Origin of the sequence: Rhodococcus sp. IEGM 1306, assembly GCF_036541985.1 — a bacterium.
Taxonomy (GTDB): domain Bacteria; phylum Actinomycetota; class Actinomycetes; order Mycobacteriales; family Mycobacteriaceae; genus Rhodococcus_F; species Rhodococcus_F qingshengii.
The window spans coordinates 377461-403537 of record NZ_JAZHFF010000004.1 but is presented as its reverse complement, the minus strand read 5'-3'; the positions used below and the strand labels follow the sequence as shown (position 1 = coordinate 403537).

Annotated in this window: 29 protein-coding genes; 7 read left to right on the top strand and 22 right to left on the bottom strand. The window is 64.1% G+C overall.

The annotated features are described in order from the left end of the window. Positions 1-31: 31 nt before the first annotated feature. The gene (locus V3587_RS14430) at positions 32-643 is read left to right on the top strand and encodes a TetR/AcrR family transcriptional regulator (RefSeq protein ID WP_200315951.1); all 612 of its coding nucleotides are present in this window, start codon (positions 32-34) and stop codon (positions 641-643) included. A gap of 12 nt (positions 644-655) precedes the next feature. Here V3587_RS14430 and V3587_RS14425 read toward each other — a convergent pair whose 3' ends face one another. The 12 genes from V3587_RS14425 to V3587_RS14370 all read right to left on the bottom strand — a co-directional run bounded on the left by V3587_RS14425 (position 656) and on the right by V3587_RS14370 (position 9434). Further along, positions 656-937 carry a metal-sensitive transcriptional regulator gene (locus V3587_RS14425; protein ID WP_003942012.1) on the bottom strand — a complete coding sequence of 94 codons (282 nt, stop codon included), beginning with the start codon at positions 935-937 and terminating at the stop codon, positions 656-658. Positions 938-968: 31 nt separating this feature from the next. Further along, the gene (locus tag V3587_RS14420) at positions 969-1241 is read right to left on the bottom strand and encodes a hypothetical protein (RefSeq protein ID WP_050656222.1); all 273 of its coding nucleotides are present in this window, start codon (positions 1239-1241) and stop codon (positions 969-971) included. Further along, positions 1234-1749, bottom strand: coding sequence for a hypothetical protein (locus V3587_RS14415; protein ID WP_124568190.1), 516 nt, complete (start codon positions 1747-1749; stop codon positions 1234-1236). The genes V3587_RS14420 and V3587_RS14415 overlap by 8 nt, the downstream gene beginning before the upstream one ends. Next, positions 1742-2179, bottom strand: a complete 438-nt coding sequence (locus V3587_RS14410) for a hypothetical protein (protein ID WP_019744370.1) — start codon at positions 2177-2179, stop codon at positions 1742-1744. The genes V3587_RS14415 and V3587_RS14410 overlap by 8 nt, the downstream gene beginning before the upstream one ends. Before the next feature lie 15 nt (positions 2180-2194). Continuing rightward, positions 2195-2350, bottom strand: coding sequence for a hypothetical protein (locus V3587_RS14405; protein ID WP_003941930.1), 156 nt, complete (start codon positions 2348-2350; stop codon positions 2195-2197). Between the two features lie 57 nt (positions 2351-2407). Next, positions 2408-3070, bottom strand: coding sequence for a hypothetical protein (locus V3587_RS14400; protein WP_283376746.1), 663 nt, complete (start codon positions 3068-3070; stop codon positions 2408-2410). 73 nt (positions 3071-3143) lie between these two features. After that, a complete protein-coding gene (gene hemB, locus V3587_RS14395; RefSeq protein WP_283376747.1) occupies positions 3144-4118 on the bottom strand; it encodes a porphobilinogen synthase in 975 nt (324 codons plus the stop codon). A gap of 75 nt (positions 4119-4193) precedes the next feature. Further along, positions 4194-5756, bottom strand: coding sequence for a uroporphyrinogen-III synthase (locus V3587_RS14390; protein WP_003941969.1), 1563 nt, complete (start codon positions 5754-5756; stop codon positions 4194-4196). 60 nt (positions 5757-5816) lie between these two features. Next, positions 5817-6791 (bottom strand): hydroxymethylbilane synthase, encoded by a 975-nt coding sequence (gene hemC / locus V3587_RS14385; protein WP_050656226.1) that lies wholly within the window; start codon positions 6789-6791, stop codon positions 5817-5819. After that, positions 6788-8149, bottom strand: coding sequence for a glutamyl-tRNA reductase (locus tag V3587_RS14380; protein WP_003941867.1), 1362 nt, complete (start codon positions 8147-8149; stop codon positions 6788-6790). The genes hemC and V3587_RS14380 overlap by 4 nt, the downstream gene beginning before the upstream one ends. Beyond that, positions 8146-9033 (bottom strand): redox-sensing transcriptional repressor Rex, encoded by an 888-nt coding sequence (locus V3587_RS14375; protein ID WP_283376748.1) that lies wholly within the window; start codon positions 9031-9033, stop codon positions 8146-8148. The genes V3587_RS14380 and V3587_RS14375 overlap by 4 nt, the downstream gene beginning before the upstream one ends. A 140-nt stretch (positions 9034-9173) precedes the next feature. After that, the gene (locus V3587_RS14370; RefSeq protein ID WP_095970481.1) at positions 9174-9434 is read right to left on the bottom strand and encodes a glutaredoxin family protein; all 261 of its coding nucleotides are present in this window, start codon (positions 9432-9434) and stop codon (positions 9174-9176) included. A 200-nt stretch (positions 9435-9634) separates the two neighbouring features. On the opposite strand from V3587_RS14370, the gene V3587_RS14365 reads away from it, so the two are divergent. Beyond that, positions 9635-10630, top strand: a complete 996-nt coding sequence (locus V3587_RS14365; RefSeq protein WP_124568188.1) for an HAD family hydrolase — start codon at positions 9635-9637, stop codon at positions 10628-10630. Between the two features lie 39 nt (positions 10631-10669). On the opposite strand, the gene V3587_RS14360 is transcribed toward V3587_RS14365, so the two are convergent. From V3587_RS14360 to V3587_RS14330, 7 genes are all read right to left on the bottom strand, one after another. Next, positions 10670-11707 carry a lysophospholipid acyltransferase family protein gene (locus V3587_RS14360; protein WP_200315957.1) on the bottom strand — a complete coding sequence of 346 codons (1038 nt, stop codon included), beginning with the start codon at positions 11705-11707 and terminating at the stop codon, positions 10670-10672. Then, a complete protein-coding gene (locus V3587_RS14355) occupies positions 11704-12837 on the bottom strand; it encodes an NAD-dependent epimerase/dehydratase family protein (RefSeq protein ID WP_283376749.1) in 1134 nt (377 codons plus the stop codon). The genes V3587_RS14360 and V3587_RS14355 overlap by 4 nt, the downstream gene beginning before the upstream one ends. A gap of 217 nt (positions 12838-13054) precedes the next feature. Then, positions 13055-13156: a 30S ribosomal protein bS22 gene (locus V3587_RS14350; RefSeq protein ID WP_003402602.1), complete on the bottom strand. Its 102-nt coding sequence runs from the start codon at positions 13154-13156 to the stop codon at positions 13055-13057. Between the two features lie 244 nt (positions 13157-13400). Then, a complete protein-coding gene (locus V3587_RS14345) occupies positions 13401-13637 on the bottom strand; it encodes a helix-turn-helix domain-containing protein (RefSeq protein ID WP_003941845.1) in 237 nt (78 codons plus the stop codon). A gap of 126 nt (positions 13638-13763) precedes the next feature. Then, complete coding sequence (proC, locus tag V3587_RS14340) at positions 13764-14579, bottom strand: pyrroline-5-carboxylate reductase (RefSeq protein WP_124568185.1); 816 nt, start codon at positions 14577-14579, stop codon at positions 13764-13766. A 34-nt stretch (positions 14580-14613) separates the two neighbouring features. Continuing rightward, complete coding sequence (locus V3587_RS14335) at positions 14614-15459, bottom strand: thioesterase family protein (RefSeq protein ID WP_235171642.1); 846 nt, start codon at positions 15457-15459, stop codon at positions 14614-14616. Continuing rightward, positions 15459-16094, bottom strand: coding sequence for a MerR family transcriptional regulator (locus V3587_RS14330; RefSeq protein WP_095970483.1), 636 nt, complete (start codon positions 16092-16094; stop codon positions 15459-15461). The genes V3587_RS14335 and V3587_RS14330 overlap by 1 nt, the downstream gene beginning before the upstream one ends. Before the next feature lie 155 nt (positions 16095-16249). Here V3587_RS14330 and V3587_RS14325 point away from each other — a divergent pair, with 155 nt between their 5' ends. The 4 genes from V3587_RS14325 (at position 16250) to V3587_RS14310 (ending at position 22269) form a co-directional block, all read left to right on the top strand. Further along, positions 16250-16873 carry a TetR/AcrR family transcriptional regulator gene (locus tag V3587_RS14325; protein WP_166811142.1) on the top strand — a complete coding sequence of 208 codons (624 nt, stop codon included), beginning with the start codon at positions 16250-16252 and terminating at the stop codon, positions 16871-16873. A 159-nt stretch (positions 16874-17032) separates the two neighbouring features. Then, positions 17033-18499, top strand: coding sequence for a wax ester/triacylglycerol synthase domain-containing protein (locus V3587_RS14320; protein ID WP_124568181.1), 1467 nt, complete (start codon positions 17033-17035; stop codon positions 18497-18499). Between the two features lie 3 nt (positions 18500-18502). Next, entirely contained in the window at positions 18503-20839 is a 2337-nt protein-coding gene (locus V3587_RS14315) for a glycerol-3-phosphate 1-O-acyltransferase (protein ID WP_124568180.1), read from the top strand. Continuing rightward, the gene (locus tag V3587_RS14310; RefSeq protein ID WP_003941905.1) at positions 20836-22269 is read left to right on the top strand and encodes an HAD-IB family hydrolase; all 1434 of its coding nucleotides are present in this window, start codon (positions 20836-20838) and stop codon (positions 22267-22269) included. The genes V3587_RS14315 and V3587_RS14310 overlap by 4 nt, the downstream gene beginning before the upstream one ends. Here the strand turns inward: V3587_RS14310 and V3587_RS14305 are convergent. The 3 genes from V3587_RS14305 to V3587_RS14295 are packed head-to-tail and all read right to left on the bottom strand — an operon-like array spanning position 22249 to position 25215. Beyond that, positions 22249-23133, bottom strand: a complete 885-nt coding sequence (locus tag V3587_RS14305; RefSeq protein ID WP_095970386.1) for a sugar phosphate isomerase/epimerase family protein — start codon at positions 23131-23133, stop codon at positions 22249-22251. The two genes, V3587_RS14310 and V3587_RS14305, sit on opposite strands and share 21 nt — an antisense overlap. 7 nt (positions 23134-23140) lie before the next feature. After that, the gene (locus tag V3587_RS14300; protein ID WP_235171641.1) at positions 23141-24265 is read right to left on the bottom strand and encodes a hypothetical protein; all 1125 of its coding nucleotides are present in this window, start codon (positions 24263-24265) and stop codon (positions 23141-23143) included. Beyond that, positions 24265-25215, bottom strand: a complete 951-nt coding sequence (locus V3587_RS14295) for a Ppx/GppA phosphatase family protein (protein ID WP_003941975.1) — start codon at positions 25213-25215, stop codon at positions 24265-24267. The genes V3587_RS14300 and V3587_RS14295 overlap by 1 nt, the downstream gene beginning before the upstream one ends. A 66-nt stretch (positions 25216-25281) precedes the next feature. Here V3587_RS14295 and V3587_RS14290 point away from each other — a divergent pair, with 66 nt between their 5' ends. After that, a complete protein-coding gene (locus V3587_RS14290; RefSeq protein ID WP_003941928.1) occupies positions 25282-26067 on the top strand; it encodes a hypothetical protein in 786 nt (261 codons plus the stop codon). Positions 26068-26077 lie beyond the last annotated feature (10 nt).

Sequence of the window (26077 nt, the reverse complement as noted above, 5' to 3'; positions counted from 1 at the left end):
GGATGCCGACCACCGCGACTACGGTGATCAAATGAGCAGTACCAGCAGCAAGTCGATCTACGGCGACGCCGAAGTGCGTCGACGCCGAACGCTCGACGCGGCGATTTCGCTTCTGGACGAGGGCGGCTACTCCGCGCTCACCATCCGCGCGGTCGCCAAACGAGCCGGCACCAGCACCGGACTGATCTACCAGTACTTCGTCGACAAGCAGGACATCTTCGCCGCCCTCCTCAGCGAGAGTCAGCTGGAAATGGCCGATTTCGTGAACTCGCTCCCCCGCGAGCAGGGGCTGAGCGCATTACTCGAGTCCGTGATCTCCGAGTTTGCTCGGCACTGGGCACGGGTGGGCCGACTCACCACCACCTGGCGCGACATCGAAGGCATGGCCGGCTCCGACCGAGAGAGCATGCGGGAACTTCACGCATCCGTAGCGGTCTTCAACTCGGCGTTGGTTCGAGCGCTCACGGAATCTGCTGCAGCCGAAGGAAACCGGTTGATCGACGACCCCGCGCTTGTCCATGTGGTGCTCTCCGGGCTCAAAGGCCTGTCGGACACCATCGTCATCAACGTCGCCAAAGAGATCACACCCGAGCATTTCGTGAACTTCTCCGCCCGGGCGCTCGCGCGGTCCATCACGCAGTGACGGACCGGCACCTTACGAACGAACGAGACGAGCGATGGCCGCCTGAGCTTCCTTGATCTTGACGTCCGCTTCCGGACCACCCTGCTTGGCAGCTTCGACGACGCAACCAGCAAGGTGGGCGTCGAGAAGCTTCAGGGATACGGACTGCAACGCGCTCGTCGCGGCGGACACCTGGGTGAGCACGTCGATGCAGTACCGGTCGTCTGCGACCATGCGCGAGATTCCGGCTACCTGACCTTCGATACGACGAAGGCGCTTGAGCAGATCGTCCTGCTCGGGGCTGTAACTACTCATACCGCAACTATACCCCCTACCCGTATGAGGGCTACCGGGATGCGACGAAGCCCACCCGGACGCGGCGCACGACATCGATGGCCATCAGCCCCGCCACCAGAATCGACAGCCCGGCACCCGAGATCCAGAGCCCGTCGTAGTGTGTGCTCTCGAACGGCGGAGCGCCCTCCAGTATCGGCCCGAAGTCGGACGTCGTGGTACCCGCTCGCCAGCACACCACCGCCAGAATCGTGGCGGCGACGATCCCGAGGACACCGATCCACGTCTTCACGTCGACGAATGGAGACGGCTGCGGCTCACTCATCGGCAGACCCGTCCGGTTCTACACCAACCGTGACAACCTGGCTCAACGCCTCGCGAAGTGCCCGATCGTCCTTCGCCCACGCACGCACCAATCCTCCGGTGGTCAGACGCAAGCCGATCCCGTGCCGTCGCCGGGGCACTCCGGACAACTCACCGAGCGCGCGAGCCGTTTCCCACGGCTCCATTTCGTCCTCGTAGGCGGCGTCGTCGGACTCCGGGAACACCTCGGCGATCTCGGTGATCGGTACCTCTTCGGTTCCCTGACGCAACGTGGTCGCGGTCAGAAGCACGCTCGCATGCCGGCGCGCGGCAATCACCTGCACGTACACCAATCCGGTGAGGATCACGGCGAACATCGCCAGACCGAACCAGTGCACCACCGGGCCGGTGAACAGTTCGATGACCAGGGCGATCAGGCAGAAGATCGGACCGAACGCGATGGCCCACCACCGAGAACCCGGTTCGTAGTACAGAACGTCCGGGCCGCTTTCGGGAGCACGGTCAACCACGGGCGAACCAACTTCGGGTGGTGTCGCGATAGATCGCGACGCAGGCACAGATCAGCATGACGGGAACGACAAGCGCGAGCACGGTACTGATCCCCGCGACGACCAGCGCGATCTGCAGCACCGCGAACACTCCGGACACGATCACCAGGATCCGTCGGCACAGAGGTTTGCCGGCGCGGGTGGGACCGGCGAGGCCGCCGATCGCGAGGCCGGTCAACAGCAGAACCAGTCCGGACACCCGCACGAAGGTGACGTAGATGTCGATGTTTCCGGCCGAAACGCCTTGATCGGTGAACTGCTCACGCAGCGAATACGACGCGCTGGTGACATTGATCAGGCCGAAGAGTATGAGCAGGAACGCGCTGGCGATCCACAGCCAGAATGCTGCCTCGACGGCCGTCGGGCGCCTGACCTTCGTAGAGATACTCACGGGTTCAAGTGTGCGCTATCCGCTGACGATGCCCGGAATCATGAGCATCAGGAGTGTCACCAGAACAGAGGCTCCGAGGATCGCGAACAAGATCACTTCGGTGCGTGAACCACGTTGGCGCAGTGGCGCGTCGTGGGTGCTTTCCGTACGCAGGGCTTCCTGAGAACTCATCGCGTCCGACCTCTCCCCTACTACTTCAGTGACCCGTTTCACAGTACCCCGAGCTACCTACCGGTTCCCCGCCGGGGGGAAACGAAGAAAGTACGGATTGGACTCTTTTCGGTGCATCATCACGATCGCCCCGACAGCCGCAACTGCCTGCAGGATTTCCGCTCCGCCGAACAGCAGAGTGGCCGCACCGCCGTCGCCGCCGAGCCCGAAGATCACCGGGATCGCGGAGACCAGCATGAAGACGCCACAGAACGTCAGCAACATTCGAGCCCAGTTCTTGCCGCGACTCATCGCGCGCACGAACAGGAGGAACACCGCGGTGACAATCACGACCAGAACCGCAGAGAACACGATGACCAGTGGGAACATGCCCTCCACGTCGGAACGCGTCAGGCCGGCGTCGACAGCTGCTTGGTTTCTGAGCATCTCGTCGACGAACATCGACTTCTGCCCGAGCAGCATCCAGATCATCGCGCCGCCCTGGACCAACCCCAGAGCCGTCACGGCCCACCACAGCTGAATCGCAGTCACGACGTCCGTCGGCGGCTCGAGCTTCGGCTGGGGCCTCGGGTATCCGTTGTAACCGGGGCCGTAACCCGGGATCTGACCCGTCGGCATCGGTCCGAGTTCGCGGTACGGCTGATTCTCGAACGGCTGGTTGTCGTAGGGAGGTTCCCGGCGGGGCGGTTCCTGGCGCGACGGCGGCCACTGCTCGGTCATGACACCAGCGTATCGGTCGACGCCGGCGCAGCCACCATGTGTGACTCCGTCACAGCCACCATGTGTGACTCCGTCACAGCCATCCGGCAACTTCCGACGCCCAGTACGTGAGGACCACGTCGGCACCGGCGCGGCGAATGCTGGTGAGCGATTCGAGAATCGCCGCATCCCGATCGATCCACCCGTTCTGCGCGGCGGCGGTGATCATCGAGTACTCCCCCGAGATCTGGTACGCAGCGACCGGAACCGGAGACCGGTCGGCGGTCTCACGCAGAATGTCGAGGTAGGACATTGCCGGCTTGACCATCACCATGTCGGCGCCCTCGGCGATGTCGAGGTCTACCTCGCGCATCGACTCGCGGCGATTGGCCCCGTCCTGCTGATAAGTACGACGGTCGCCTTGCAGTGAGGATCCGACGGCTTCACGGAACGGCCCGTAGAACGCCGACGCGTACTTCGCGGCATAGGCGAGCTGGCCGACCTCCACATACCCGGATGCATCGAGTGCGCCGCGGATCGCGGCCACCTGACCGTCCATCATGCCACTGGGACCGAGCAGATGCGCACCCGATTCAGCTTGCGCGAGAGCCATTTCGACGTATCGGTTCAAGGTTGCGTCGTTGTCGACGGTGCCGCCTGCAGTCAACACGCCGCAGTGGCCGTGATCGGTGAACTCGTCGAGGCAGGTATCGGCCATGATGACCGTCGAATCGCCGAGTTCGTCTGCCAGAGCACGCAATCCGACGTTGAGGATGCCGTCGGGATCGGAGGCGCCGGACCCCTGCGGGTCCTTGTCCTCCGCCTTCGGTACACCGAAGAGCATCAGGCCACCGACTCCGGCTTCCACCGCTTCCACCGCGGCGGACCGCAGCGAATCGAGGGTGTGCTGGAAAACGCCTGGCATGGAACTGATCTCACGCGGGGCGTCGATGCCGTCTGCAACGAACATCGGCAAAACGAGGTGCCGGGGTTCGAGCGAGGTCTCAGCCACGAGTCGCCGGAGCGCAGGGGTGCGCCGGAGCCGGCGAGGGCGATGAGTGGGAAACACGAGAAGTAGCCCTCCTTCGTCGGAACCTGTGAGTGGTTGAGGAGTCCACAGACTCCTCAACCACTCACGGGTGCGCTAGCGCCTTCGAGACTTCTTGCGCGGGGGCGGCAGAGCACCTTCGGCACGCAAGCGCGCTGCGTGCTCGGCTAGAGCCTCCACCAGCGGTCCCACCTGCGAGGTCTCGGGCTGCACGTCGACGCGCAGACCGAACTCGATAGCGGTTTCAGCCGTCTTCGGGCCGATGCACGCGACCAACGTGCGGGCGTGCGGCTTGCCGGCGATGCCGACGAGGTTGCGCACTGTCGAGGACGAGGTGAAGCAGACGGCGTCGAATCCACCGGTCTTGATCATCTCGCGGGTCTCGGCCGGCGGCGGCGCTGCCCGGACGGTGCGGTAGGCGGTGACGTCGTCGATCTCCCAACCACGTTCACGTAGGCCCTCGGCGAGGGTTTCGGTTGCAATGTCCGCGCGCGGCAACAGAACCCGGTTGACCGGATCGAAAACGTCGTCGTACGGAGCGAATTCGGCCAACAGGCCTTCGCTGGACTGCTCACCGGTCGGGATCAGCTCGGGGTTGATACCGAACGAGCGAACCTTGGCAGCGGTTGCTTCGCCGATGCAGGCGATCTTCACACCGGAGAAGGCGCGAGCGTCGAGACCGAACTCCTCGAACTTCTCCCATACTGCGCGAACGGCATTGGTGGAAGTGAAGACGACCCACTGGTAGCGACCGTCGACGAGACCCTTGACCGAACGCTCCATCTGAGCCGGGCTGCGGGGCGGCTCGACGGCGATGGTCGGAACCTCGATCGGGATGGCTCCGTGAGTGACCAGACGGTCGCTCATCTCGCCGGCCTGATCCTTGGTGCGCGGCACGAGGACAGTCCAGCCGTACAGTGCGCGCGATTCCCACCACGACATCTTGTTGCGCTGCGCGACAACCTTGCCGACCGTGACGATGAGCGAGCCCACCAGTTCGGATCCGGCTTCGTTGAGAGTGGCGAGAGTTGCCTCGACGGTTCGCTGCTGACGAGTGGTGCCGCGGACGGTGATGGCAGCGGGCGTCTGCGGAGCCAAGCCGTTCTCGACCAGCGCGCTGGCGGTCTCGGCGAGATGTCCTGACGTTGCATGCAGGACAAGCGGTCCCGGTGCAGCGGCCAGAGCAGCCCAGTCGACTTCACCGCGAACGTCGGCCTCGGTGTGACCCGAGCCGAGCGCCATGCCTGCGTAACTCGGCACAGCCGAACCGGAAGGCAGACCCGGGAGAACCTCGAACTGAACCTGCGTGCGGGCGACTGCGGTGACCTCCGCGATCACGGAATCGGTGGTCAGCGGGTCGCCGGAGACCAGACGCACGACGTCGTGGCCGTTCTTGGCCTCGTGAACCAATGTCTTTGCAACCTCGGCAGGTTCACCGAGTGCCGGACGCACGTCCGCGATCAGCTCGCCGGTCTCCTCGTCGCGGCCCATGTCGATGCCGACGAGCGCGACGACGCCCTTGTCGACGTCCGGATCGGTGAATGCCATTGCGGCGCCGGTGAGGACGTCACGTGCGCGAACGGTGAGCAGGGCGGGGTCGCCCGGTCCCGATCCCACGAACAGGATCCGTCCGGGAGTGTTCTTTCGGACTCGGGTCATCGGTGATTCTCCAGTGCGCTGTATCGAAATGGGAACTTGGTGCAAGTGCAAAGTGGGGCGTCAAACATCGGCTGCCTCGCCTGTAGTCACGTTCATCAACTCACGGGCGCCGAGTTCGAGTAACTCGCGCGCTACCGCTCGGCCGAGTTCCTCGGCCTTGTCCGGCGCACCCACTGCGCCGGTACGGATGACGTCCGAACCGTCGATGGCGGCTGCGCAGCCGCGTACCGACAGTTCGTCGAAGATTCTGCCGTCGTCGTCGAGAGATTCGACGATCTCCGCGATCGCACCGACCGGCGCGGTGCAGCCGGCTTCCAACTCGGCGAGCAGGGCACGCTCGGCAGTGACTGCCGCACGGGTACCGGCGTCGTCGTGCTCGGCCAGGATCGCCGCCAATTCCGTATTGGCAGAAAGGCATTCGACGGCCAGAGCACCCTGGGCCGGAGCGGGGAGCATCTGGACGGGCTCGATGTTCTCGGTGATGAGGTCGAGCAGACCGATCCGGGACAAGCCGGCGCGAGCGAGGATCACGGCGTCGAGTTCACCGGATTCGACCTTGCCGAGACGGCGTTGCAGGTTGCCCCGCAACGGCACGATGTCGAGGCCGAGCCCGAGTGCCTTGAGCTGCGAAACACGGCGGGGCGCCGAGGTTCCCACCTTGGAACCGGCCGGAAGCTCCCCGAGGACCAGACCGTCGCGGGCGACGAGCGCGTCACGCGGATCCTCACGAGGCGGAATCGCAGCAATGACGAAGCGCGGATCCTGAGCGGTCGGCAAGTCCTTGTAGGAATGCACAGCAACGTCGACGCGGTTGTCCAGCAAGGCTTCCCGAAGCTCTGCGGTGAACACTCCGACGCCGATCTTCTGGACGGGATCGGTGGACTGGTCGCCCTTGGTCTTGATGATGACCAACTCGGCGGGATGTCCCGCTGCAATGAGGGCATCGCGCACGGTGCCGGCCTGCGTGGTCGCGAGAAGACTTCCGCGAGTGCCGATCCGCAGCGGGCTCCCCGATCGAGGGGTGGTGACGCTCATGCCTGCAGGTCCCTTCCAGTGCGGTCGCCGTCCACCAGATCGGTGGGTGTGGCCACGGCCGCGGGAGATCCGGGGCTGAGTTCGAAGAGTTCGCGCAGCGCTGCTGCGTAGGAGTCGCCCCCGGGGGCCGACGCCAGTTGCTTGACGCGCACGGTCGGGGCGTGGAGAAGCTTGTCCACGACGCGTCGCACGGTGCGCGCAACCTCGTCGCGCTGCGGATCGTCCAGGCCGGGCAGACGCGAATCGAGACGCATCAGTTCGGCTTCGACGACGTCGGCGGCGCGCTGACGCAAAGCCGTCACGGTCGGAGTGACCTCGGCGAGGCGTTGTCCGGCAAGGTAGGTCGCAAGTTCGCCGGCGACGATGGTGCGTGCGGCATCTGCGTCGGACGCGGCTGCGCCTGCCGCCGGATCACGCTGCAGCGTCTCCATGTCGAGAACGGTGACACCCGGCAGGCCGGCGACGGCGGGATCGATGTCGCGCGGCAGCCCGAGGTCGCAGATGACCAGGTGCTTGGTGTTGTCGCGATCGGGCTCGGCGAGTGCGCGGTGCACATCCGCCAGGGTGACCACTGCCCCGACCGCGCCGGTACAGGTGACCATGACATCTGCCTGCGCCATCGCGGCCGAAAGCTGGTCGAAGGCAACACCGTCGGCGTCGACGCCGTTGGATCGTGCCGTCTCGGCGAGGTGCTCGGCGCGTTCCTGGGTCCGGTTGACGACGACGATGCGTGCGATTCCGGCGCGGGTGAGATGCGCAACCGACAGACCGCCCATCGAACCTGCCCCGACGACCACGGCGGTGCGGCCGACCAGGCCGCCCTCGCCGATGATGCCGGCTGCACGATCGAGAGCCACGGACACGACAGATGCTCCGGCGGAGTCGATTCCGGTTTCGGAATGCACTCGCTTGCCGACGCGCAATGCCTGCTGAGCCAGTTCGTGGACGACGCGTCCGGCGGCCTGTTGCGCGTCCGAAGATGCGTAGGCCGAACGGATCTGGCCGAGAATCTGCTGTTCGCCGATCACCATCGAGTCGAGGCCACTGGCCACGGCGAAGAGATGTTCGACCGCTGCTTCGCTGTAGCGGACGTACGCGTGAGCGTGCAGCGCCGTCAGATCGAGACCCGAATGGTCGGCCAGGATTTCACCGACCTCGGTGAGTGCACCGTGGAACGCGTCCACCACCGCGTAGACCTCCACCCGGTTGCAGGTGGAGACGATCATCGCTTCGGAGATGTGCGAAGACGCCAGAAGCTTGTCGATCAGCTTCGGACGATCGGTGTCGGTAACAGCCACTCGCTCGAGCACCGGGACGGGCGCGGTTCGATGCGAGACCCCGACAAGCAGAACACTCACGGCGCGATCACTGATCCGTTTCTTGTCGAACCTGCTCCGACCGGAGCGGGTGAACTGGTGGATGGGACTGACGAAGCGGATGCGGCGTGAGCCACGCGTACTCGCGGCGCACTGGATGCCTGATCGGCATTGCGTGCGCTGTTGAAGGAAAGAACCTGCATCTCGACGGCAAGATCTACACGTCGCAGCTCCACGTGATCGGGAACGTCGAGGGCAATCGGCGAGAAACTCATGATGCAACGCAACCCGGCGCTGACGAACTGGTCGCACACGCCCTGCGCTGCCTCGCCCGGGGTGGAGATGACGCCGATGGTGGCGTTCAGTTCGCGGCAGGCGACGGTCAGTTCCTCGGTGCTACGCACGACCAGGTCACCGACTCGGCTTCCGATTCGATCTGCGTCACTGTCGAAGAGTCCGACCATCTCGAAACCTCGGCGACTGAATCCGCCGTACCCGACAAGCGCCTTGCCGAGATTTCCGACTCCGACGAGAACGACCTTGTGCCCACGATCGAGTCCGAGTGCACGCTCGATGCGAATGCGGAGCCTGTTGACGTCGTACCCGACACCGCGGACGCCGTTGGGTCCGAGGAACGAGAGATCCTTGCGCAATTTCGCTGATCCGACGCCCGACGCCTGGGCGAGCTCCTCGCTCGAGACGATGGAGGTACCGCGATCGGACATCACTCCGAGGACCCGCAGGTATGCGGCCAAGCGCGTCACCGTAGCCTGGGGGATGACGCGATCCTGAGTGATCGAGTCGGTAACCGAGGCGCTGGCAGCGTCGGTGACGGAAGAGCCCGCAGCGCCGGTGACGCGCTGAGCCACAGGCTCATGCGTCTGGTGCGGTTCGGTCACGTCGCTGGCTCCTCGTCCGGTCGACACGACTGTCGACCTCCACGATGCTCCGGGGGAATGTTCACACCACGGTAACCGCTTGTGAACCCATGCACAAAGTTGCTCGAGACGGGTTCGATGTGCCGTTCACCTGCAAAGCGGCTCCGCGGACAACTTTGAGGGTTGCCTTACTTGCGTAAATCGTCACGAAGGCGCTCTTCGTCAACTTCCCAATAACCGTGCTCGCGTCCGTCGAGAAGAATCACCGGCAACCGGTCTCCGTATTCCGCTCTCAGCTCCGGATCCGTCGCAGCAGCTTCGTCCACGTCGATGCACGTCAATTCGAGCTGGAACTCGGAACAGACCCGTCGTAGTACCTCCGCCGCGCCGACACAGGACGCGCATCCTGCGCGTGTCAACAGGGTTACTTCATGCGTAGCTGTAGTCATCGACGCATACCTTTCTTCTACTGGGACGCCATCTACTTGATCGGTCGAGTGTGCCTCCGGAGCCCCACTCGGTACCAAATCAGCGGAGAGGAACGTCACACACCACAGGGAAGGTCGCCATCCAACCCATCGGGCCTCACCGCGGAGGATAGGCTGACTCGAAGAGTTCTCTGCTCGAGAGTGCAACACGGGAGGTGCGGGTGCCTGCGCGATCACTACCGAACGGCTCCGGATTCGGATCAGGGCTGGCCGGGGTCATTCTCCCCGGACGTCGACATGTGAAGAATCCGCTGGGCCCGAGTGAGTCGGAAGTTCGAGCCAATCTCGCCGGCGAGGCGAGCGCTGACGCAGCTCTGGCATTGCACGAAGCTGCCAATCCCTCCGAACCGGAAACCGGCGAAGAGCCCCCGGCCGTTCCGCGCGACCTCACGGCCGCCGCATTCTTCGACGTCGACAACACCATGGTGCAGGGTGCCTCGATCATCCACTTCGCCCGTGGTCTCGCCGCACGCAAGTATCTCAAAACCTCGGATCTGGTGGATTTCGCGTGGAAGCAGATCAAGTTCCGAGTCACCGGCCGAGAAAGCAGTGACGACGTCGCGGAAGGCCGCGAGAAAGCACTGTCCTTCGTGGCCGGTCGATCCACCGCCGAACTCGCCCGCCTCGGCGAGGAGATCTACGACGAGGTCATCGCCGACAAGATCTGGCCAGGCACGAGGGCGTTGGCCCAGATGCACCTCGATGCCGGGCAACAGGTGTGGTTGGTGACGGCCACTCCGGTCGAACTGGCTCAGGTGATCGCCGAGAAACTCGGACTGACCGGTGCACTGGGCACCGTCGCCGAGAGTGAGGACGGCGTCTTCACCGGTCGACTCGTCGGTGACATCCTGCACGGCATGGGCAAGGCGCACGCCGTGCGGACGTTGGCGGTGCGTGAAGGACTCAATCTCAAGCGCTGTTCCGCCTACTCGGACAGCCACAACGACGTACCGATGCTCTCGCTGGTGGGAACGCCGGTGGCGATCAATCCCGACGCGGATCTTCGTGAACTCGCCAAGAACCGCGGCTGGGAAGTTCGCGATTTTCGCACCGGACGAAAGGCCGCCAAGATCGGCGTGCCGACGGCACTGGTGCTCGGGGCGGTCGGCGGTGCGCTCGCGGCAATTCTCGCCCGGCGCAAAGAACAGAACGCCTGAGCGGGTTCGGTCCGGATCGATTCTCGCTCCGGACCGAACTCAGCCGAGAAAGACGTTGCGCCGCTTGGCCAGCAACCGATACAGCGTCTGCTGAATCGTTTCCCGAACGTGGTCCGTGACCTCGAACAGGACCATCGGATCGTCGGCGGCACCGCTCTCGAACGTGTCGGTGACGATGGGCTTTCCGAATTCGATGTACCACTTCGACGGCAACGGCACCAGGCCGAGCGGCCCGAAGTGCGGAAACAGTGGCGTCACCGGGAAATACGGAAGACCGAGAACTCGTGCGAGAGTGGTCAGATCACCGATCTTGGGATAGATCTCCTCCGAACCCACGATCGAGCACGGAATGATCGGGACGCCGGTACGCATCGCGGCCGACACGAATCCACCACGCCCGAACCGCTGCAACTTGTACCGCTCACTGAACGGTTTCCCGATGCCCTTGAATCCTTCCGGGAACACGGCGGCGACTTCACCGTCGTTGAGCAGACGCTCGGCGTCGGGGTTGCACGCGAGCGTGTGACCGGCCTTGCGCGCCAGTCCGCCCACCACCGGCATCTCGAATGCCATGTCCGCAGCCAGCATTCGCAGTGGACGATGCGCCGGATGATGATCGTGCACGGCAACCGACGTCATCAGTCCGTCGATCGGGATCACACCGGCGTGATTGGCGACCACCAGCGCTCCCCCGGTGAGGGGAATGTTCTCGATCCCACTGACCTCGACGCGAAACCATTTCTCGAACAACGGCCGCAACATCGGCATGACGACGTTGTCCGCGAAATGCGGGTCGAATCCGAACTCGTCGACCTCGTAGTCGCCGGAGACCCGACGTCGGAAGAATTCTGCTGCCGAGGCGATCTGGTCGACGAGCGCAGACCGGGCCGCATCGACGAGCGTGTTCTCGCCGCCGTGGTCGGCTGCCGACGACGCTCCGGACGGATGCCGACGCTCACTTTGTTCACGGATGTCACGCTCCGCGCCGGTGACGGACTCACGCGAACGAGAAGTTGCCGACTTTCCGGCGTGAGTTGCGCTGGGCCGCAGGGGAATTACTTTCGCCACGTCAGTCACCCCTTCACCGCACTTCGTCCCGACAACGGCATGTGCATCACGTCTGCACTTGCTGTCGCCGCCGCGGAGTCACCGCCGAGGATGGTGGTCAACGCATTCTCCGCCCGATCGATCCACTCGGACTTGATGATCCGGCGGGTCTGCGTCGCGCGCATGAAATCGTCGAGTGCTTGCATGGTGGTCCATCGCGGCTCGAACTCCAGTTCGCTGCGCATGCGAGTGGTGTCGAGTCCGCAGCCGAATCGGAAGTACTCGAGTTGCTCGTCGGTGTAGAGCCTCATGGACGATCCCACCAATGCGCTCCCGACGCTGCGGAACAGAGCGAGCGGCATGGGAACTTCCACGCGTCCTGCCCGGCGGATCGCCTGCGACATCATCACCACTCCGTCGCCGGCGATGTTGTACGTACCCGAGGCGTGGCCGATGGTCGCCTTCTCCAACGCTGCGAGCGCATCCTCGACGTGGAGCAATTGCAGGCGCGCGTTGCGGCCGACGATGGTCGGCACGAGCGGGGCGGTGACGTAGTGGCCGACGGTCGCAGTCAGCTGAGGTCCGATCAACGGCGCCAACCGCAAAATCCCGACCGAGATGTCCGGGCGCCGACGCCCCATTCCGCGAAGGTATCCCTCGATCTCGAGACTGTCGCGGGCATATCCGCCCGGCGGCCGGCGGCGCGCACTCATTTCTTCGGTGAACTGAGCGGGATCCTTCGCACTGCACCCGTAGACGACCGAAGCCGAGCGCAGGACCACCTTGCGAACCGTCGGAGCTTTCTGGCAGACCGCGAACAGTTGCATGGCGCCGATGACGTTCATGTCCTTCATCGCGGCGCGGCTGCCGGCTTTGGGGGCTTTCTGAAGCGTCGACGCGTGCACGACGGTGTCGACCTCGGCGTTTCGGATCACTTTGCCGATCAGCGGATTGCGGATGTCTGCTCGCACGAATTCCGCGCGGCCCATCCTGCGCATCATGTCCTTGCTCGGACTGACGGCGTCGACGGCGATGACACGCTCGATCGACGGATTCTGCGCAAGCCTGGTCACCAGGTACCCGCCGAGGAATCTGCTCGCCCCGGTCACCAGTACGACGCGAGGCGTCGTGCCCCCTGAAGTGTTGTCACCTTCAACCACCAAGTACCCCCATATCCAGTAGAAACGCGCTCTGCCGAAGCGTCCCTCCCGCGATTTTCCCCCACTTTACGGGCAGAGGGGGTCCCGCGCTGACTACCCAAATTTCGGCCATTCAAGACAAACCGCCCAGCCGATGAGACGCGGCACACATCGCCTCCCCCCGAATATGCTGATGCCCGCCACCCCGGAAGGGGCGGCGGGCATCAACAGGTATTGCTTATTTACCGAGTTTCCTGCGCTGTACTCGGGTACGACGAAGCAGCTTGCGGTGCTTCTTCTTCGACATGCGCTTGCGACGCTTCTTGATCACTGAACCCATAGCGGGTGTCCCTCACGTTCTTCTCTAGCGTTCCTGCGCACGCCGGTCACGTACGCCTGCGCCAAGCAATTGGCGCCTGGCCCTCGTTTTAACTAGCTCAGCGCCTTACGACACCAGCTTGCTGGTACGACAGTGACTCATCGTACCGGTGTGGAGTCACTCGGCATAAACCGAGCCTCCGGCACAGCAACCGCTGTGCCCGCGACTCGGCTCACGCCGAGGTCATCCTCCTCGAACCGGCTGGTCAGCCGGCATCGAAGTACGAGGTTTCGAGGTAATCGTGCACTGCCTTCGCATGTACACGGAACGAACGACCCACTCGTACAGCGGGTAATTCGCCACTGTGTACCAACCGGTACACAGTCATTTTCGACACCCTCATCAAAGTTGCTACCTCAGCAACAGTGAGGAATTGCGTGCCGGCCACTGCCGGCTTTCCGTCGTGGGACGAACCCATGGACGGCTTGTTTGCAGACACCATTAATCCACATACCTCCAGCACGACTCGCGCCGCCGGCTTCCCCTCCGGCGGAACAGACACGTACGTACTAAGTCGAGCTTAGCTGTACTGGTGGGGTTAAAGCGACGGGTGTGGCTAAACGGACGACTATTCCGCAGCTGCACCCATCGCGGCCGAACGCGACTTCGCGGCATCCAAGGCATCGAAGAACGCCGTCCGCAGGCCGCCCGCTTCGAGCTGACGCAGTGCTGCAGCCGTCGTTCCGCCCGGTGACGTCACCGCGGCGCGAAGATCCGTCGCACTGTCGCCGGTGCGATCGAGCATCGCTGCGGAACCGACCATCGTCTGCACCACCAATTCGGTGGCGACCGGGCGTGTCAGGCCGAGACCGACTCCCGCGTCGATCATCGCTTCGGCAACGAGGAAGAAGTAGGCCGGGCCGGAACCGGAGACAGCAGTGACCGCGTCGATCTGCGATTCGGGAACCGTCACCACCTTGCCGACGCTGCCGAGGATGCCGCGTACGAGCTCGAGATGCTCGGCCTTGACGTGACGTCCGGGTGACAGGACGCTCACGCCCTCTCCCACCAACATGGGGGTGTTCGGCATGACCCGGACGACCGGAAAGCCTGCGGGCAGACGAGTTTCGAAGAACCCGGTGGGGATTCCCGCCGCGAGAGAAACGATCAGCTGCTCGAGGTCACCGTCCAGATCGACCTTCGTCAACGCGGTGAGGGCTGATTCGACGTCGTTGGGCTTGACCGCGATGACGATGACGTCTGCACCCTCGGCTGCGTCCGCGACCGAACTGACTCGGATCGAGTATTCGGCAATCAATTCGTCTGCGCGAGGCTGATACTGCTCCGCGACAACCAGATCCTTGATGGCGTGGCCGGCCTGCAACAGCCCGGAAATCAGCGCCTCGCCGATCTTGCCGCCACCGATAATCGCAATTCTTGTCATGGCGAACAGCCTGCCACGACCGCAGCGATCGACCCTAGCGGGGCATCATCGCCAATTGACGACTCTGTACGACGACCGCGCCCGCCGAATCGAGAACAGCATGATCCTCTTCGAACCACGTGCTGCCCAGAACATCCGAGCTTGCCCGCACGCGAAGCCATCCCGGCGTCGGTAGTCGGCGCAGGTACGTCGTCAACTGCACCGTCGGCGCCCACCCGAACAGGCCGCGGTTCATCGTCACCGGCGCGCTGATGTCACCGGCCATGATCGCGAACAGCACGGCGGTGTCGAGGTCGTTTTCGTCCTCGGGTCGAGGACGAACCCACATCCTGACCTCGGCCTCGCCTTGGCTCCCGGTGAGGAAGTGCGCCGAGGTGGTGTCGATCCTCATGTCGCAGCCCTGCCCGACGTGCACGACCTGCGCCATCGGGTGATCGCCGATCACTGCCACCGCACTCTCCGGCGGTTCCGGTGACATGTCGTCGATCGACGAGGCCGTGACGAAGGTGGGATCGCCGTCATCGGGGAATCCGAGCGTGACCGCCGCGCGAACAGCGCTGCGGCCCGCCTGGCTCAACTCGACGTCGAACAACGCGACCTGGCGCCCCTGCTTTCGGACGATCACCTCCAGTTCGACTTCACCCGGATCGGGCGCTGACAGATAGTTGGCGCTCACCGCGAGTGGCTGCATCTTCACCAGCGAGTCGGTCTCACCTGCGCCGTCTCGCAGACATTGACGCGCGGCAGCGGCGCACACAGCCATCATGGAGCCGCCGTGCACTTTCGGCCCGATGGTCCAGATCGGATCGATCGTTGCGGTGTATCGCCCGTCGCCGAGCGAGGTGAGGCGATTGAGATCTTGAAAGGGGCTGGTGCTCATCAATTTTCCTGTTCGGTGCTGTCTCGGTGTTGCGAGAAATGTCGTGCGGCCAAGTCTTGGTGCGCCAAGCGTCGTAAAGCTGTCAGAACGGGTTCGTACATGGCGGTTCCGAGGACGGCATATCGGATGCCGTCCTCCGTCGTGCTGGTGGGCATCAGTTCGATTTCCACCTCGGCAATCCCTCGGATGTGGTCACCGTAGGCGCGCAGACGCTCGTCCGAGAGACTCAGTCCTGCGTCCTCGAGGCCGATCAGTGCCCGCTCGAGGTGAGCGACCGCCACGTACCTCGGCTCGAAGACTTGACCGAGAAACTCCAGAACCTTGCGAGCTCTGGGGAACTCTGGATCCGGTTCAGGTTCGACGTACGGCGGTAGTTGCGCGATTGCGCGGCCGAACGTCTCGAATTCGGATCGCTCGTCACTGTCCACCAGTTCGAGCACCGCGCGAATCCTCGGAATCGCGAGTCCCGCCCCGGCCAGGGCTCTGATCAACGCGAGTCGCCGCACGTGCTGTTCGCCGTACCTCGCTCCCGTTGCGCTGGTCGGCTCACCAGGCATCAGCAGACCTTCACGGAGGTAGTACTTGATCGTGGCCAGCGCGACGCCTGACTGCGCGGCCAGTTCGGAAACCTTCACCGCTCCTCCGTCCATCCGACTCGCTTCGGCCCACTACTGGATAGTGATGCTATCCAATGGCGGCCGAGCACCGATGAGGAGGACGTGCCTTGCGCTAGGGTTGAACCCTCTTTGCGCACACCACCAGAAATTTCCGAACGGAGCGAACAGGCGGAATGACGGATTTGCAGTCGGAGGCTCAGCCCGACGAACAGTGGCGCATCGTCGAACCACTGACGCTGACTCCCCTGCTCACCGCCGCACTCGAGGTCTTCCACGAACTCGGTTACCACGGAGCGTCGGTTCGTGACATCGCAAAACGCGCCGGCGTCACCGTGCCGACGCTGTATTACCACCACGGCAACAAACAGGGCATCCTCGTCGCGCTGATGGAACCGGGCATCGAGAACGTCACCGCACGCGCGAGCGCTGCGGTCGACGCTGCCGGACCGTCGCCGACGGCGCAGTTCGGCAATCTCATCGAGGCGTGTGTTCTGCACATGACCAGTCGCTCCGACATAGCCTTCCTCGATTCCGAACTGCGGTACCTCGAGGAAGCGGAACGAAAGAGCTACGCCGCCAAACGAAAGAAGCTCGAGAACCTACTCGTCGACGTACTGACGGCCGGCGTCCAGAGCGGTGAGTTCACGGTCCCCGACATCACCGGAACGGGCCGCGCACTGCTGGGCATGTGTCAGTCCGTCGTCCTCTGGTATCGACTCGACGGACCGCAGACTCCGCGCGAAGTCAGTGTTCTCTATCGCGAGATAGCTCTGAAAGCCGTCGGTGTCACTGCGTGAGCGCTGGTCGAATTTCCAGTCATGTCCGATTAGCCCTTAACTGACGAACGTCACACCTGTCGGCTGACACCGAAACCGGGACGCGCCCACGGTCACGGGTCCACACTGAGAAGCAGAGATGCGCGGGGTGGATCCGCAGACCGAGGGAGTTCTTGACGTATGGCCAACAGCAATCCATTTGTTCCTCCGAGCGCGGTCGACGTCGACCTTTCCGCGGTTGCCTGGGGGGCGAACCGCACGATGTCCGACTTCGAGACGGGAATGTGGCGGATGGAAGAGGCGCAGCCGCAACTGCGCTCACCGATCGTTGCGGTCGAGGTTCTCGATCGTGCCCCGGATTGGGACCGGCTGCTCGACGCAGTCGAGTGGGCATCGCACGTGGTTCCGCGTATTCGTATGCGCGCGGTGGAACCGGCGATGCAACTGGGCAATCCGGTGTGGTCGGTTGATCCCGAGTTCGACATCGGCTACCACCTACGACGCGTCCGCTTGCCCGCACCGGCGGACTTCGATCACGCGCTGCGCATGTGTCGTCACCTTGCGACCGAACCTTTCGACAAGGCTCGACCGCCGTGGAGCGCGCTGCTCATCGAAGGTCTCGACGACGGTCGTGCCGTGTTCGTGGTCAAGACTCACCACTCCATCACCGACGGCATGGGCGGCATCCAGATGATGACGCTCCTGCACAGCCGTCGCCCGGACCCCACCCCGAACAAGCCCGACCGCACGCCGCCTGCTCCTGAGCACCTGTCGTCGGTAGGCGCCTTCGGCGAGGAGGTCGTCAGCGAGATCCGGCGTGCGCCCTCCCGTATCGCCAAGCTGGTCCGCGGCGCCACCAATGTTGCGACCACGGCGATCTCGAGTCCGTTCAGCACCGCTTCCGAGGTCCTCGGCTACGCCAATTCACTCCGCAAGATCGTCACTCCCCCAGCTCGTTCCGGTTCCCCTCTTCTCCACGATCGTGGTCTCGGACGGTGGTTCGGAACTCTCGAAGTGGGTGTTCCCGAACTCAAGGCCGGAGCGAAGGCTGCCGGTGGTTCACTCAACGACGCCTACGTCGCCGCCCTGCTCGGCGGTTTCCGTCGCTACCACGAGTCGTTCGGACAATCCGTCGAGAGCATCCCGATGGGTATGCCCATCAGCATGCGCACCGGCGCGGACGCCAACGGCGGCAACCGGTTTGCAGCCGTTCGCTTCAACGGTCCGGTCGCCGAGACGGATCCCGCCAAACGCATCAGGCAGGTGCGGGAAATCGTTCTGGGTCTGCGTGAGGAACCGGCGTTGGACGCTCTCGACGTCGCCGCCCCGATCCTCGCCCGCCTGCCGAATTATCTACTCGCGAACTGGTATCTGTCCCAGTCGACAGGACTGGACCTGCAGGCAAGCAATGTCGCCGGCGTACCGGTACCGGTGTATCTCGCCGGAGCGAAGATCGAACGGATGTTCCCGTTCGGCCCGGCCCCCGGTTGCGCAGCAATGGCAACGCTGGTCTCCCACGTCGGAGTGTGCTGCATCGGAATCAATCTCGACACCGCCGCGGTCACGAAGCCCGCACTGCTCATGCAGTGCTTGCAGGAGAGCCTCGACGAGATCGTGGCTCTCGGAGTCACAACGGAAGGTGCGTGAGTCATGAGCGAAAACACGACCAACCCGCGCGTGTACCTCACCGAAACCATGACAGAGGCCGAAGCCGGAGTGCTGCGAAAGTGGCTCGCCGACAAGGCGACCGCATCCGAAACTCGGCCGGTCACCGTCAACATCACCGACAAGACTCTTGCCGAACTGGCGGCACGGACCGACGACCCGATGCTCGCGCCGCTTCGCGTGGTGTGGATTCCGGACACCCATACCAAGCACAACGTCGCGGTGCGACTGCGTGACGCACTGGCACCACGCGATCCTCTCCACCCCGGACGCGGCGCACAACGCAGAACTCTGCGCACCGACCCGTCACGGTGCCAGGTCATCGAAGGCGAGCCGGCGCCACTGAGCGATCTCGAGCGTCGTCTCGAAAAGAGCGGTGGCGGTTCGCTACCCGAGTTCATCCGACGGCAGGCCGCCCTGGCGCTCGAGCGTGCCGAATTGGGCCTTCTGGGTGGCCAGTACAAGGTGTCGCGGTTCGTCGTCGACGAGATCACCGACACCCGCCGGTTCGCCACCGAGGTCATGGCTCTGGCCGACCGCTTGAACATCGCCGTCGCCGAAGTCGACCGCCGCGCGCGTGAAGCTCTCGAAGAAATGGTTGCCACCCAGAGTCGCCAAGCCATCGCGGTGTGGGATCGTCTGGGGCGCTATTTCGCTCGCGCCTACAAGCTCGACGTGGACACGAGCCGGTTCGAGGAACTCCGTGAGCTGAACAAGGAACACTCACTGGTCTTCCTCCCCAGTCACCGTTCGTACCTCGATCCCCTCGTCCTGCGCCCGGCGTTGATCGCGAACGGATTGCCGCTCAATCACGTCATGGGCGGCCTCAACATCAGCTTCTGGCCCATGGGCTCGATCCTCAAGCGCAGCGGCACCGTCTTCATTCGTCGAAGCATCGGCAACGACGAGGTCTACAAGTGGTCGATGCACGAGTACATGCGCTACCTGCTGACCAAGCGCTTCAATCTGGAGTGGTACATCGAAGGTGGGCGCGGGCGTACCGGGAAACTACGCCCGCCGCGCTTCGGTCTCCTGACCTACCTGACCAAGGCCTTTCAGGTCAGCGGCGCATCCGACGTGTATCTCGTCCCGGTCGCGCTGAGCTACGACCAGCTCTACGAGGTCGGGGCCATGGCTGCGGAGGCTCTCGGCGCCGAGAAGACACCGGAAGGCCTGCGCTGGATGGTGGGTTACGTACGCGCACAGGGAAAACGGAACGGTGTCGCACACGTGACCATCGGCCGGCCGCTCTCACTTGCGGACGCACTCAGCCAGGAAACCGATCAGCGCCTCGCCATTCAAAAGGCCGGCATCGAGGTGTGTCACCGCATCAACGAGGTCACACCGGTGACCGTGTCTTCGCTTGCGATGCTGGCGTTCCTCGGAATCGAAGACCGGGCGTTGACCGTTCGTGAACTCACCGCGATCCTCACGCCGCTGTTCGGGTACATCACCGCGCGAAATCTTCCGATCGCCGGCGACGTCGAACTGTCCGATCCGCGCGTCATCGAGAAGGCGTTGCAGACACACGTCGATTCCGGTGTCCTCGAGCGCTTCGATCGCGGCGGCGAGCAGGTCTTCTACCTCGGCAAGGACCAGCATCTCGTAGCTGCCTTCTACCGCAACAACACAATTCACTTTCTCGTCGTGCGTGCCATCACCGAACTCGTACTGCAGGCAGCCGTCGAAGAACGGTTCGAGGATCCCATCGGGGACGGTTGGGCCGAGGCCAAGCGCATCCGCGATCTGTTGAAATTCGAGTTCTTCTTCAGCGATCGGGACACCTTCGAGCAGGAGATGCGGACCGAGCTGACCCTGATCGATCCCGAGTGGGAAACCGTCATGGCCGACGACAAACGAACCGAGCACATGATCGAGTCGGTGCGGCCGTACCTCGCGCACCGTGTGCTCCAACCGTTTCTCGAGGCGTACCAGGTTGTCGCCGATCAGCTTGTGCTTGCCCCGATTTCGACGTCGTTCGACGAGAAGTCCTTCGTCAGCAACTGCATCGACGTCGCACATCAGCGTCGCCTACGGCAGCAGATCGCCAGCAACGAATCGGTTTCCGGTGAATTGTTCGCCACTGCACTGAATTTGGCGCGCAACCGGAACTTGATCGAAGTCGACGACGACGGCGTCCGGGCCAGGCGCCTGGCATTCGCCGCGGAAATCAAGGTTCAGGTCGAGCGTCTGCGCCACCTCCGAGCACTCGCGCATGCACGGCTCGATCAGGTGGCCATGCCGGTGCCCGACGCCGCTGCAGTAGTCACCATTCCCGAAGCAAACCGAGCGCCCGCCGCGAACGAGGAAGTAGGACTGTGACCGGACTCGAGCGTCTGCACTCCGCCATCGAAGCCGCCCCTCCCGGGCCCGGAACGATCGCCGCCTTCGACCTCGACGGCACCTTGATCAGTGGATATTCGGCCAGCGTCGTCTACCGAGACCGCCTGCGACGCTTGGATATCAGCGTCGGCGAATTGTTGCGCACCACCGGTGCCGCGATCGACACCCAGTTCCGTGGCGCTGATGTCGGAGCGTTGATGGACATCGGCGTGCGCGCCCTGGGCGGCCGTACCGTCGAGGAACTGAACGACTGGGGCCGACGGTTGTTCAAGCAGGAGATCGCCGCGATGATCTACCCGGAAGCCCGTGGACTACTGGCGGCGCACCGGCGAGCCGGCCACACGATCGTGATGGCCACGTCGGCGACTCCGTTCCAAGCCAAGTACGTCGCCGAAGATCTCGATATCGAAGATGTGCTGTGCACCGAGCCCGAAGTCGTCGACGGCATGCTCACCGGCGAACTGTCCTCGCCCGCTCTGTGGGGGCCGGCCAAGGCCAATGCCCTTGCGGGCTATGCCGAGAAGATGGGCGCCGACTTGAAGAACGCGTTTGCGTACTCCAACGGTGTCGAAGACGTGTTCATGCTCGAGGCCGTCGGGCGACCTGTCGCGTTGAACCCCGATCGTGGTCTGGCCAAGATCGCGTTGCGCAATCACTGGCCTTCGGTCAGCCTGCGTAAACCGCAACGAGGCGCAACACCGATCTCGACGATCCGAACGGCGACGGCCATGGGCGCGCTTGCTGCCACCGCCGCCCTCGGTGCGTCGGCAGGCATCGTCACCGGCAACCGTCAACTGGGTGCGAACCTGGTGGGCACGTACGGCCCCGACATCTCACTCTCACTGCTCGGCATCGACGTCGAGATCGACGGCGAGCACAACGTGTGGGATCACCGCCCGGCGGTGTTCATGTTCAATCATCAAAGTTCCCTGGACATGTTGGTCCTCGGCACCGTCATCAAGCGTGACGTGACCGGCGTCGCGAAGAAGGAAGCGGCAAGCGATCCACGGTTCATGCCCGTCGGTGCACTGCTCGACGTCGCCTACATCGACCGCACCGACACCACAAAGGCGAAGGCTGCGCTGCAACCGGCAGTCGACAAGCTGAAGAATGGTGTCTCGATAGTCATAGCTCCGGAGGGCACCCGTTCTCCGACGCCACGCCTGGGCCCGTTCAAGAAGGGCGGCTTCCACTTGGCGATCCAGGCCGGTGTGCCGATCGTGCCCGTGGTGATTCACAACGCGGGCGAACGGATGTGGCGCAATTCGCTTGTCGCCCATCCCGGTCCGGTCTACGTCTCGGTGCTCGATCCCATCTCCACCGAAGGCTGGGAGACCAAAGACCTCGACGCACACGTCGAGAAGGTGCGCGCGCAGTTCGAAGCTGCGCTACTTGCCGGCCACCGCTGAGCGTGCCAGGTGCTCGCGTGCAAACGCGAGCGCCTGCGCCAGCATCGACGACCGCTCCCGACGGGTACGCGCATTTTGAGTGTTGATCTCGATGACAGCCTGGCCGCTGAAGTCGCTCGCAGCCAATTGCCGACACAACTCCGCGCACGGCTGTGAACCGTGTCCAGGAATCAGGTGCTCGTCCATCGACGCCCCGCGGCCGTCGGCCAGGTGCAGGTGCTCGAGGCCCTTGCCCATCCGGGAGGCCAACTCCAAAGCGTCCATTCCCGCCGTCGCGGTGTGCGACAGATCGAGTGTGTAGTGAGCGTGATCGGAATCGGTCGGGTCGTACGACGGGCTGAATGCGGACAACGCTGCCCCGGGACCGCCACGTTTACGCAGACGCTCCGCGGACTTGTCCTTGCCACCGAAGAAGCTGTCGGCGCGCATGGGGAACATGTTCTCCACCGCCACCACGACGCTGCTCTTCGATTCGAGATCGACAACTTGTTCCGCGAAGCCTTCGGCGTACTTGCGCTGCCACCGGAACGGCGGGTGGACGACCACCGTCGTCGCGCCCAAGGTTTCGGCCGTGCGTACCGAACGCTCGAGCTTCTCGACCGGATCGGAACCCCACACGCGCTGCGAAATCAGCAGACACGGCGCATGCACGGCCTGCACCGGAATCGCGTACTTGCGAACGAGGGCAGCAACAGCACCGATGTCCTGACTGACGGATTCGGCCCACACCATCAGCTCGACACCGTCGTATCCGAGATCGGCGGCGTAGCGAAATGCTGCTTCCGTGTTCTCCGGATACACCGAGGCCGTCGACAAACCGACGGCTATCGGCCGACGAACCATGCGCTGCGATCCCCCGATCATCGTCCGATCAACCCGAGGTCAACAAGAACGCCAGTGGACCGAGCGTCACGATCATGCCGACAACCACCGCGATCACGAAACTCGTGATGTCGTCCGTCTTGCGTAGAACCCGCACGACGGCCACCAAGCCGACGATCACGATCAGCGCGAGCACCAACGCCACCCACGGCAGCATGTCCCACAGCTTCTCGAAGCCCTTGAACATCGCGCCGCCGACGATCAGCGCAACAACGACCTGACCGGCAAGCACTGCCCATTCACGGATCGAGTTACGCTCGCCGGCCTCTTCCGCTGCCGGTTCGGCTTCCACGTCGGTCTCGGACTCGGCGACGGCAGTGGACTTTGTCGCACCGTCAGCGGCCACCGGCGCCTTGACCAGATCGACCACGGCGGTCGCTTCGGCCTCGCCGGCGTCCGCGTCTGCGATCTTGTCGATCAGTTCGGTGCTCTCTTCCGGCGCGGCCGGAGCAGGAGCAGCCGGTGCAGGTGCCTTGGCGACGGGAGTGGGGACACGCGGCGGCAGGATCGGCGGACGCAACGACGGCGACTGGGTTGCGGCGCGCTCCTGACGCATCAGGTCGCCCGCCAGGGTCTGACCCGACAGCAGGGCTGGTTCCTGCGTTACCTGCGTCGGCGAGGAGGAGTTGAGCGGCGCTCGGCTCACCCACTGTCCGGGCGAGGACTTCGAGGTCTGTCCCGGAGACGGTGTGGAAGTCGGCTTCGGAGTGGTGACCGGCGGCGCGGCCGGCTTCGACTCGGCCTTGGGTGTCTGCGGCTCGTCGTCATCGTCGTCATCGTCATCGAACGAGACGGCGAAGGCGGCGGTGCGGTCGGCGGGAACCTTCGGTGCCGGTTCGGCTGACTTGGCGGTTTCCGCGACGGCTTCGGCCGCCGCTGAAGGTGCAGAGTTCTCCGGCGCAGCGGCTTCAGGTTGGGCTGCTGCTTCGGCCGACTCTGGCTCGGCGGCGGCGCGCGATCCCGACTGGCGAACGATCGGGATCTCACCCGTCAGTTCGGCGACGGAGATGCCACCGGCTACGCCGCGCCGACGTCGTCCACCTCGGGATTCGACGCTCTGACCGTTCCGCTTGAGCAGTTCCGCTACGGAAATCTGCTGACTGTCCTCGGTCATCAAGCACTCACCACCAATTCACCGCCCATTTCTGTGTCGAGCTTTCGCAGAATCAGACCCTCACGCAATGCCCAGGGACAAATTTCCAGTTCGTCCACTCCGAGCGCCCGCATGGTTGCCTCTGCGATGAGCGCGCCGGCCACAATCTGCTGTGACCGATCCGAGCTCACTCCTTCCAATTCTGCACGGTCCGCTGCCGTCATCCTGGATATGAAGGCTATGAGTTGCCTGAGTCCGCTGGAAGTCAGGGTCCGTTTCGCCCGGGGGCCTGCGGCAGAAGGGGCCGCGCCGGTGAGCCGAGCCAACGATCGGAAGGTCTTCGAGGTCCCGACCGTGCGGTCCCAGTCGCCGGCCGCGCGCAGTTCCTTGGCTGGTCCGACCAACTCCGCGTCCAGCCAGTCGCGCAAGACGGCGACCCGGCGCTTGCCCGGCGGATCGGCCTGGAGCCAGTCGCGCGTCAACCGTCCGGCACCGAGTTGCAGTGAGAAGGCGACGTCCGGATCCTCGTCACCACCTGCGGTGAGTTCGAGCGAGCCGCCGCCGATGTCCAGGTTCAGGATGCGTCCGGCGCTCCAGCCGTACCAGCGGCGCACTGCCAGAAAGGTCAGCCGTGCTTCGTCGACCCCGGAGAGAACCTCGAGATTGACTCCGGTCTCGGCGCGGACGCGGGCGAGCACAGCTTCGGAATTGTTGGCGTCACGGACGGCGGACGTGGCAAAAGCCATCATTTCCTCGCATCCGGACGTCTTGGCGATACCGGCGAATTCGGAGACCGTCGACACCAACCGATCGGCCCCTGACGTGGTGATATCGCCGCGGTCGTCGGTGTTCTCTGCCAGCCTCAACGTGGACTTGGTCGAGCTCATGGGTGTTGGGTGGCCGCCCCGATGGGCGTCCACAACCAATAGATGGACGGTATTGCTTCCGACGTCGAGTACCCCTAGTCGCACATCGCCACGTTACTGGGTCTACGGTCGGCCCTTGTGACAGCAGGTAACCCAGACCGGTCCCACAAGATGACTCCGAGCCCCGAGGTCGATCTCGATTTCCCGCGCGAATGGGTCGAATTTGTCGATCCGGATAACTCCGAACACCTCATTTCCGCTGATATGACGTGGTTGCTCTCGCATTGGACCTGCGTGTTCGGCACGCCGGCGTGTCAGGGCATCATCGGCGACCGCCCGGACGACGGTTGCTGCTCGCACGGCGCTTTCCTCTCCGATCAGGAAGATCAGGACAAGCTCGACGCGTCAGTGAAAATGCTCACAGCCGAAGACTGGCAGTTCATGGAAAAGGGTCTCGGCAAGAAGGGATACGTCGAGGAAGACGACCTCGAGGACGAGCCCGCGCTGCGCACCCGCCGCTACAAAGGTGCGTGCATCTTCCTCAACCGGCCCGGTTTTGCCGGCGGTGAGGGCTGCGCACTGCATTCCATGGCGCTCAAGAAGGGCATCGAGCCGCTCGAGGTGAAGCCGGACGTGTGCTGGCAGCTACCGATCCGCCGCACCCAGGACTGGGTCGACCGACCGGACGGCGTCCAGATCCTCAAGACCACGATCACCGAGTACGACCGCCGCGGTTGGGGCGAGGGCGGCGACGACCTCGCCTGGTATTGCTCCGGCTCCCCTGACGCTCATGTCGGGGAACGGCAGGTCTGGCAGTCCTACGGGCCGGAACTGACGGAGCTTCTCGGAAAGCGTGCGTACGACGAGCTGGCTCGCCTCTGCAGGCGTCGCGCCGGCCTCGGCCTCATAGCAGTCCATCCGGCGACCACGATCGCTCAGAACAAAGCTCAGGGCTGACTCCGCAGGA

Coding starts and splice junctions, on each gene's coding strand:
- V3587_RS14430 (WP_200315951.1), top strand. CDS start 32: ATGAGCAGTACCAGCAGCAAGTCGATCTACGGCGACGCCGAAGTGCGT.
- V3587_RS14425 (WP_003942012.1), bottom strand. CDS start 937: ATGAGTAGTTACAGCCCCGAGCAGGACGATCTGCTCAAGCGCCTTCGT.
- V3587_RS14420 (WP_050656222.1), bottom strand. CDS start 1,241: ATGAGTGAGCCGCAGCCGTCTCCATTCGTCGACGTGAAGACGTGGATC.
- V3587_RS14405 (WP_003941930.1), bottom strand. CDS start 2,350: ATGAGTTCTCAGGAAGCCCTGCGTACGGAAAGCACCCACGACGCGCCA.
- V3587_RS14400 (WP_283376746.1), bottom strand. CDS start 3,070: ATGACCGAGCAGTGGCCGCCGTCGCGCCAGGAACCGCCCCGCCGGGAA.
- V3587_RS14390 (WP_003941969.1), bottom strand. CDS start 5,756: ATGACCCGAGTCCGAAAGAACACTCCCGGACGGATCCTGTTCGTGGGA.
- hemC (WP_050656226.1), bottom strand. CDS start 6,791: ATGAGCGTCACCACCCCTCGATCGGGGAGCCCGCTGCGGATCGGCACT.
- V3587_RS14370 (WP_095970481.1), bottom strand. CDS start 9,434: ATGACTACAGCTACGCATGAAGTAACCCTGTTGACACGCGCAGGATGC.
- V3587_RS14350 (WP_003402602.1), bottom strand. CDS start 13,156: ATGGGTTCAGTGATCAAGAAGCGTCGCAAGCGCATGTCGAAGAAGAAG.
- V3587_RS14345 (WP_003941845.1), bottom strand. CDS start 13,637: ATGGTGTCTGCAAACAAGCCGTCCATGGGTTCGTCCCACGACGGAAAG.
- proC (WP_124568185.1), bottom strand. CDS start 14,579: ATGACAAGAATTGCGATTATCGGTGGCGGCAAGATCGGCGAGGCGCTG.
- V3587_RS14335 (WP_235171642.1), bottom strand. CDS start 15,459: ATGAGCACCAGCCCCTTTCAAGATCTCAATCGCCTCACCTCGCTCGGC.
- V3587_RS14325 (WP_166811142.1), top strand. CDS start 16,250: ATGACGGATTTGCAGTCGGAGGCTCAGCCCGACGAACAGTGGCGCATC.
- V3587_RS14320 (WP_124568181.1), top strand. CDS start 17,033: ATGGCCAACAGCAATCCATTTGTTCCTCCGAGCGCGGTCGACGTCGAC.
- V3587_RS14315 (WP_124568180.1), top strand. CDS start 18,503: ATGAGCGAAAACACGACCAACCCGCGCGTGTACCTCACCGAAACCATG.
- V3587_RS14305 (WP_095970386.1), bottom strand. CDS start 23,133: ATGATCGGGGGATCGCAGCGCATGGTTCGTCGGCCGATAGCCGTCGGT.
- V3587_RS14300 (WP_235171641.1), bottom strand. CDS start 24,265: ATGACCGAGGACAGTCAGCAGATTTCCGTAGCGGAACTGCTCAAGCGG.
- V3587_RS14290 (WP_003941928.1), top strand. CDS start 25,282: ATGACTCCGAGCCCCGAGGTCGATCTCGATTTCCCGCGCGAATGGGTC.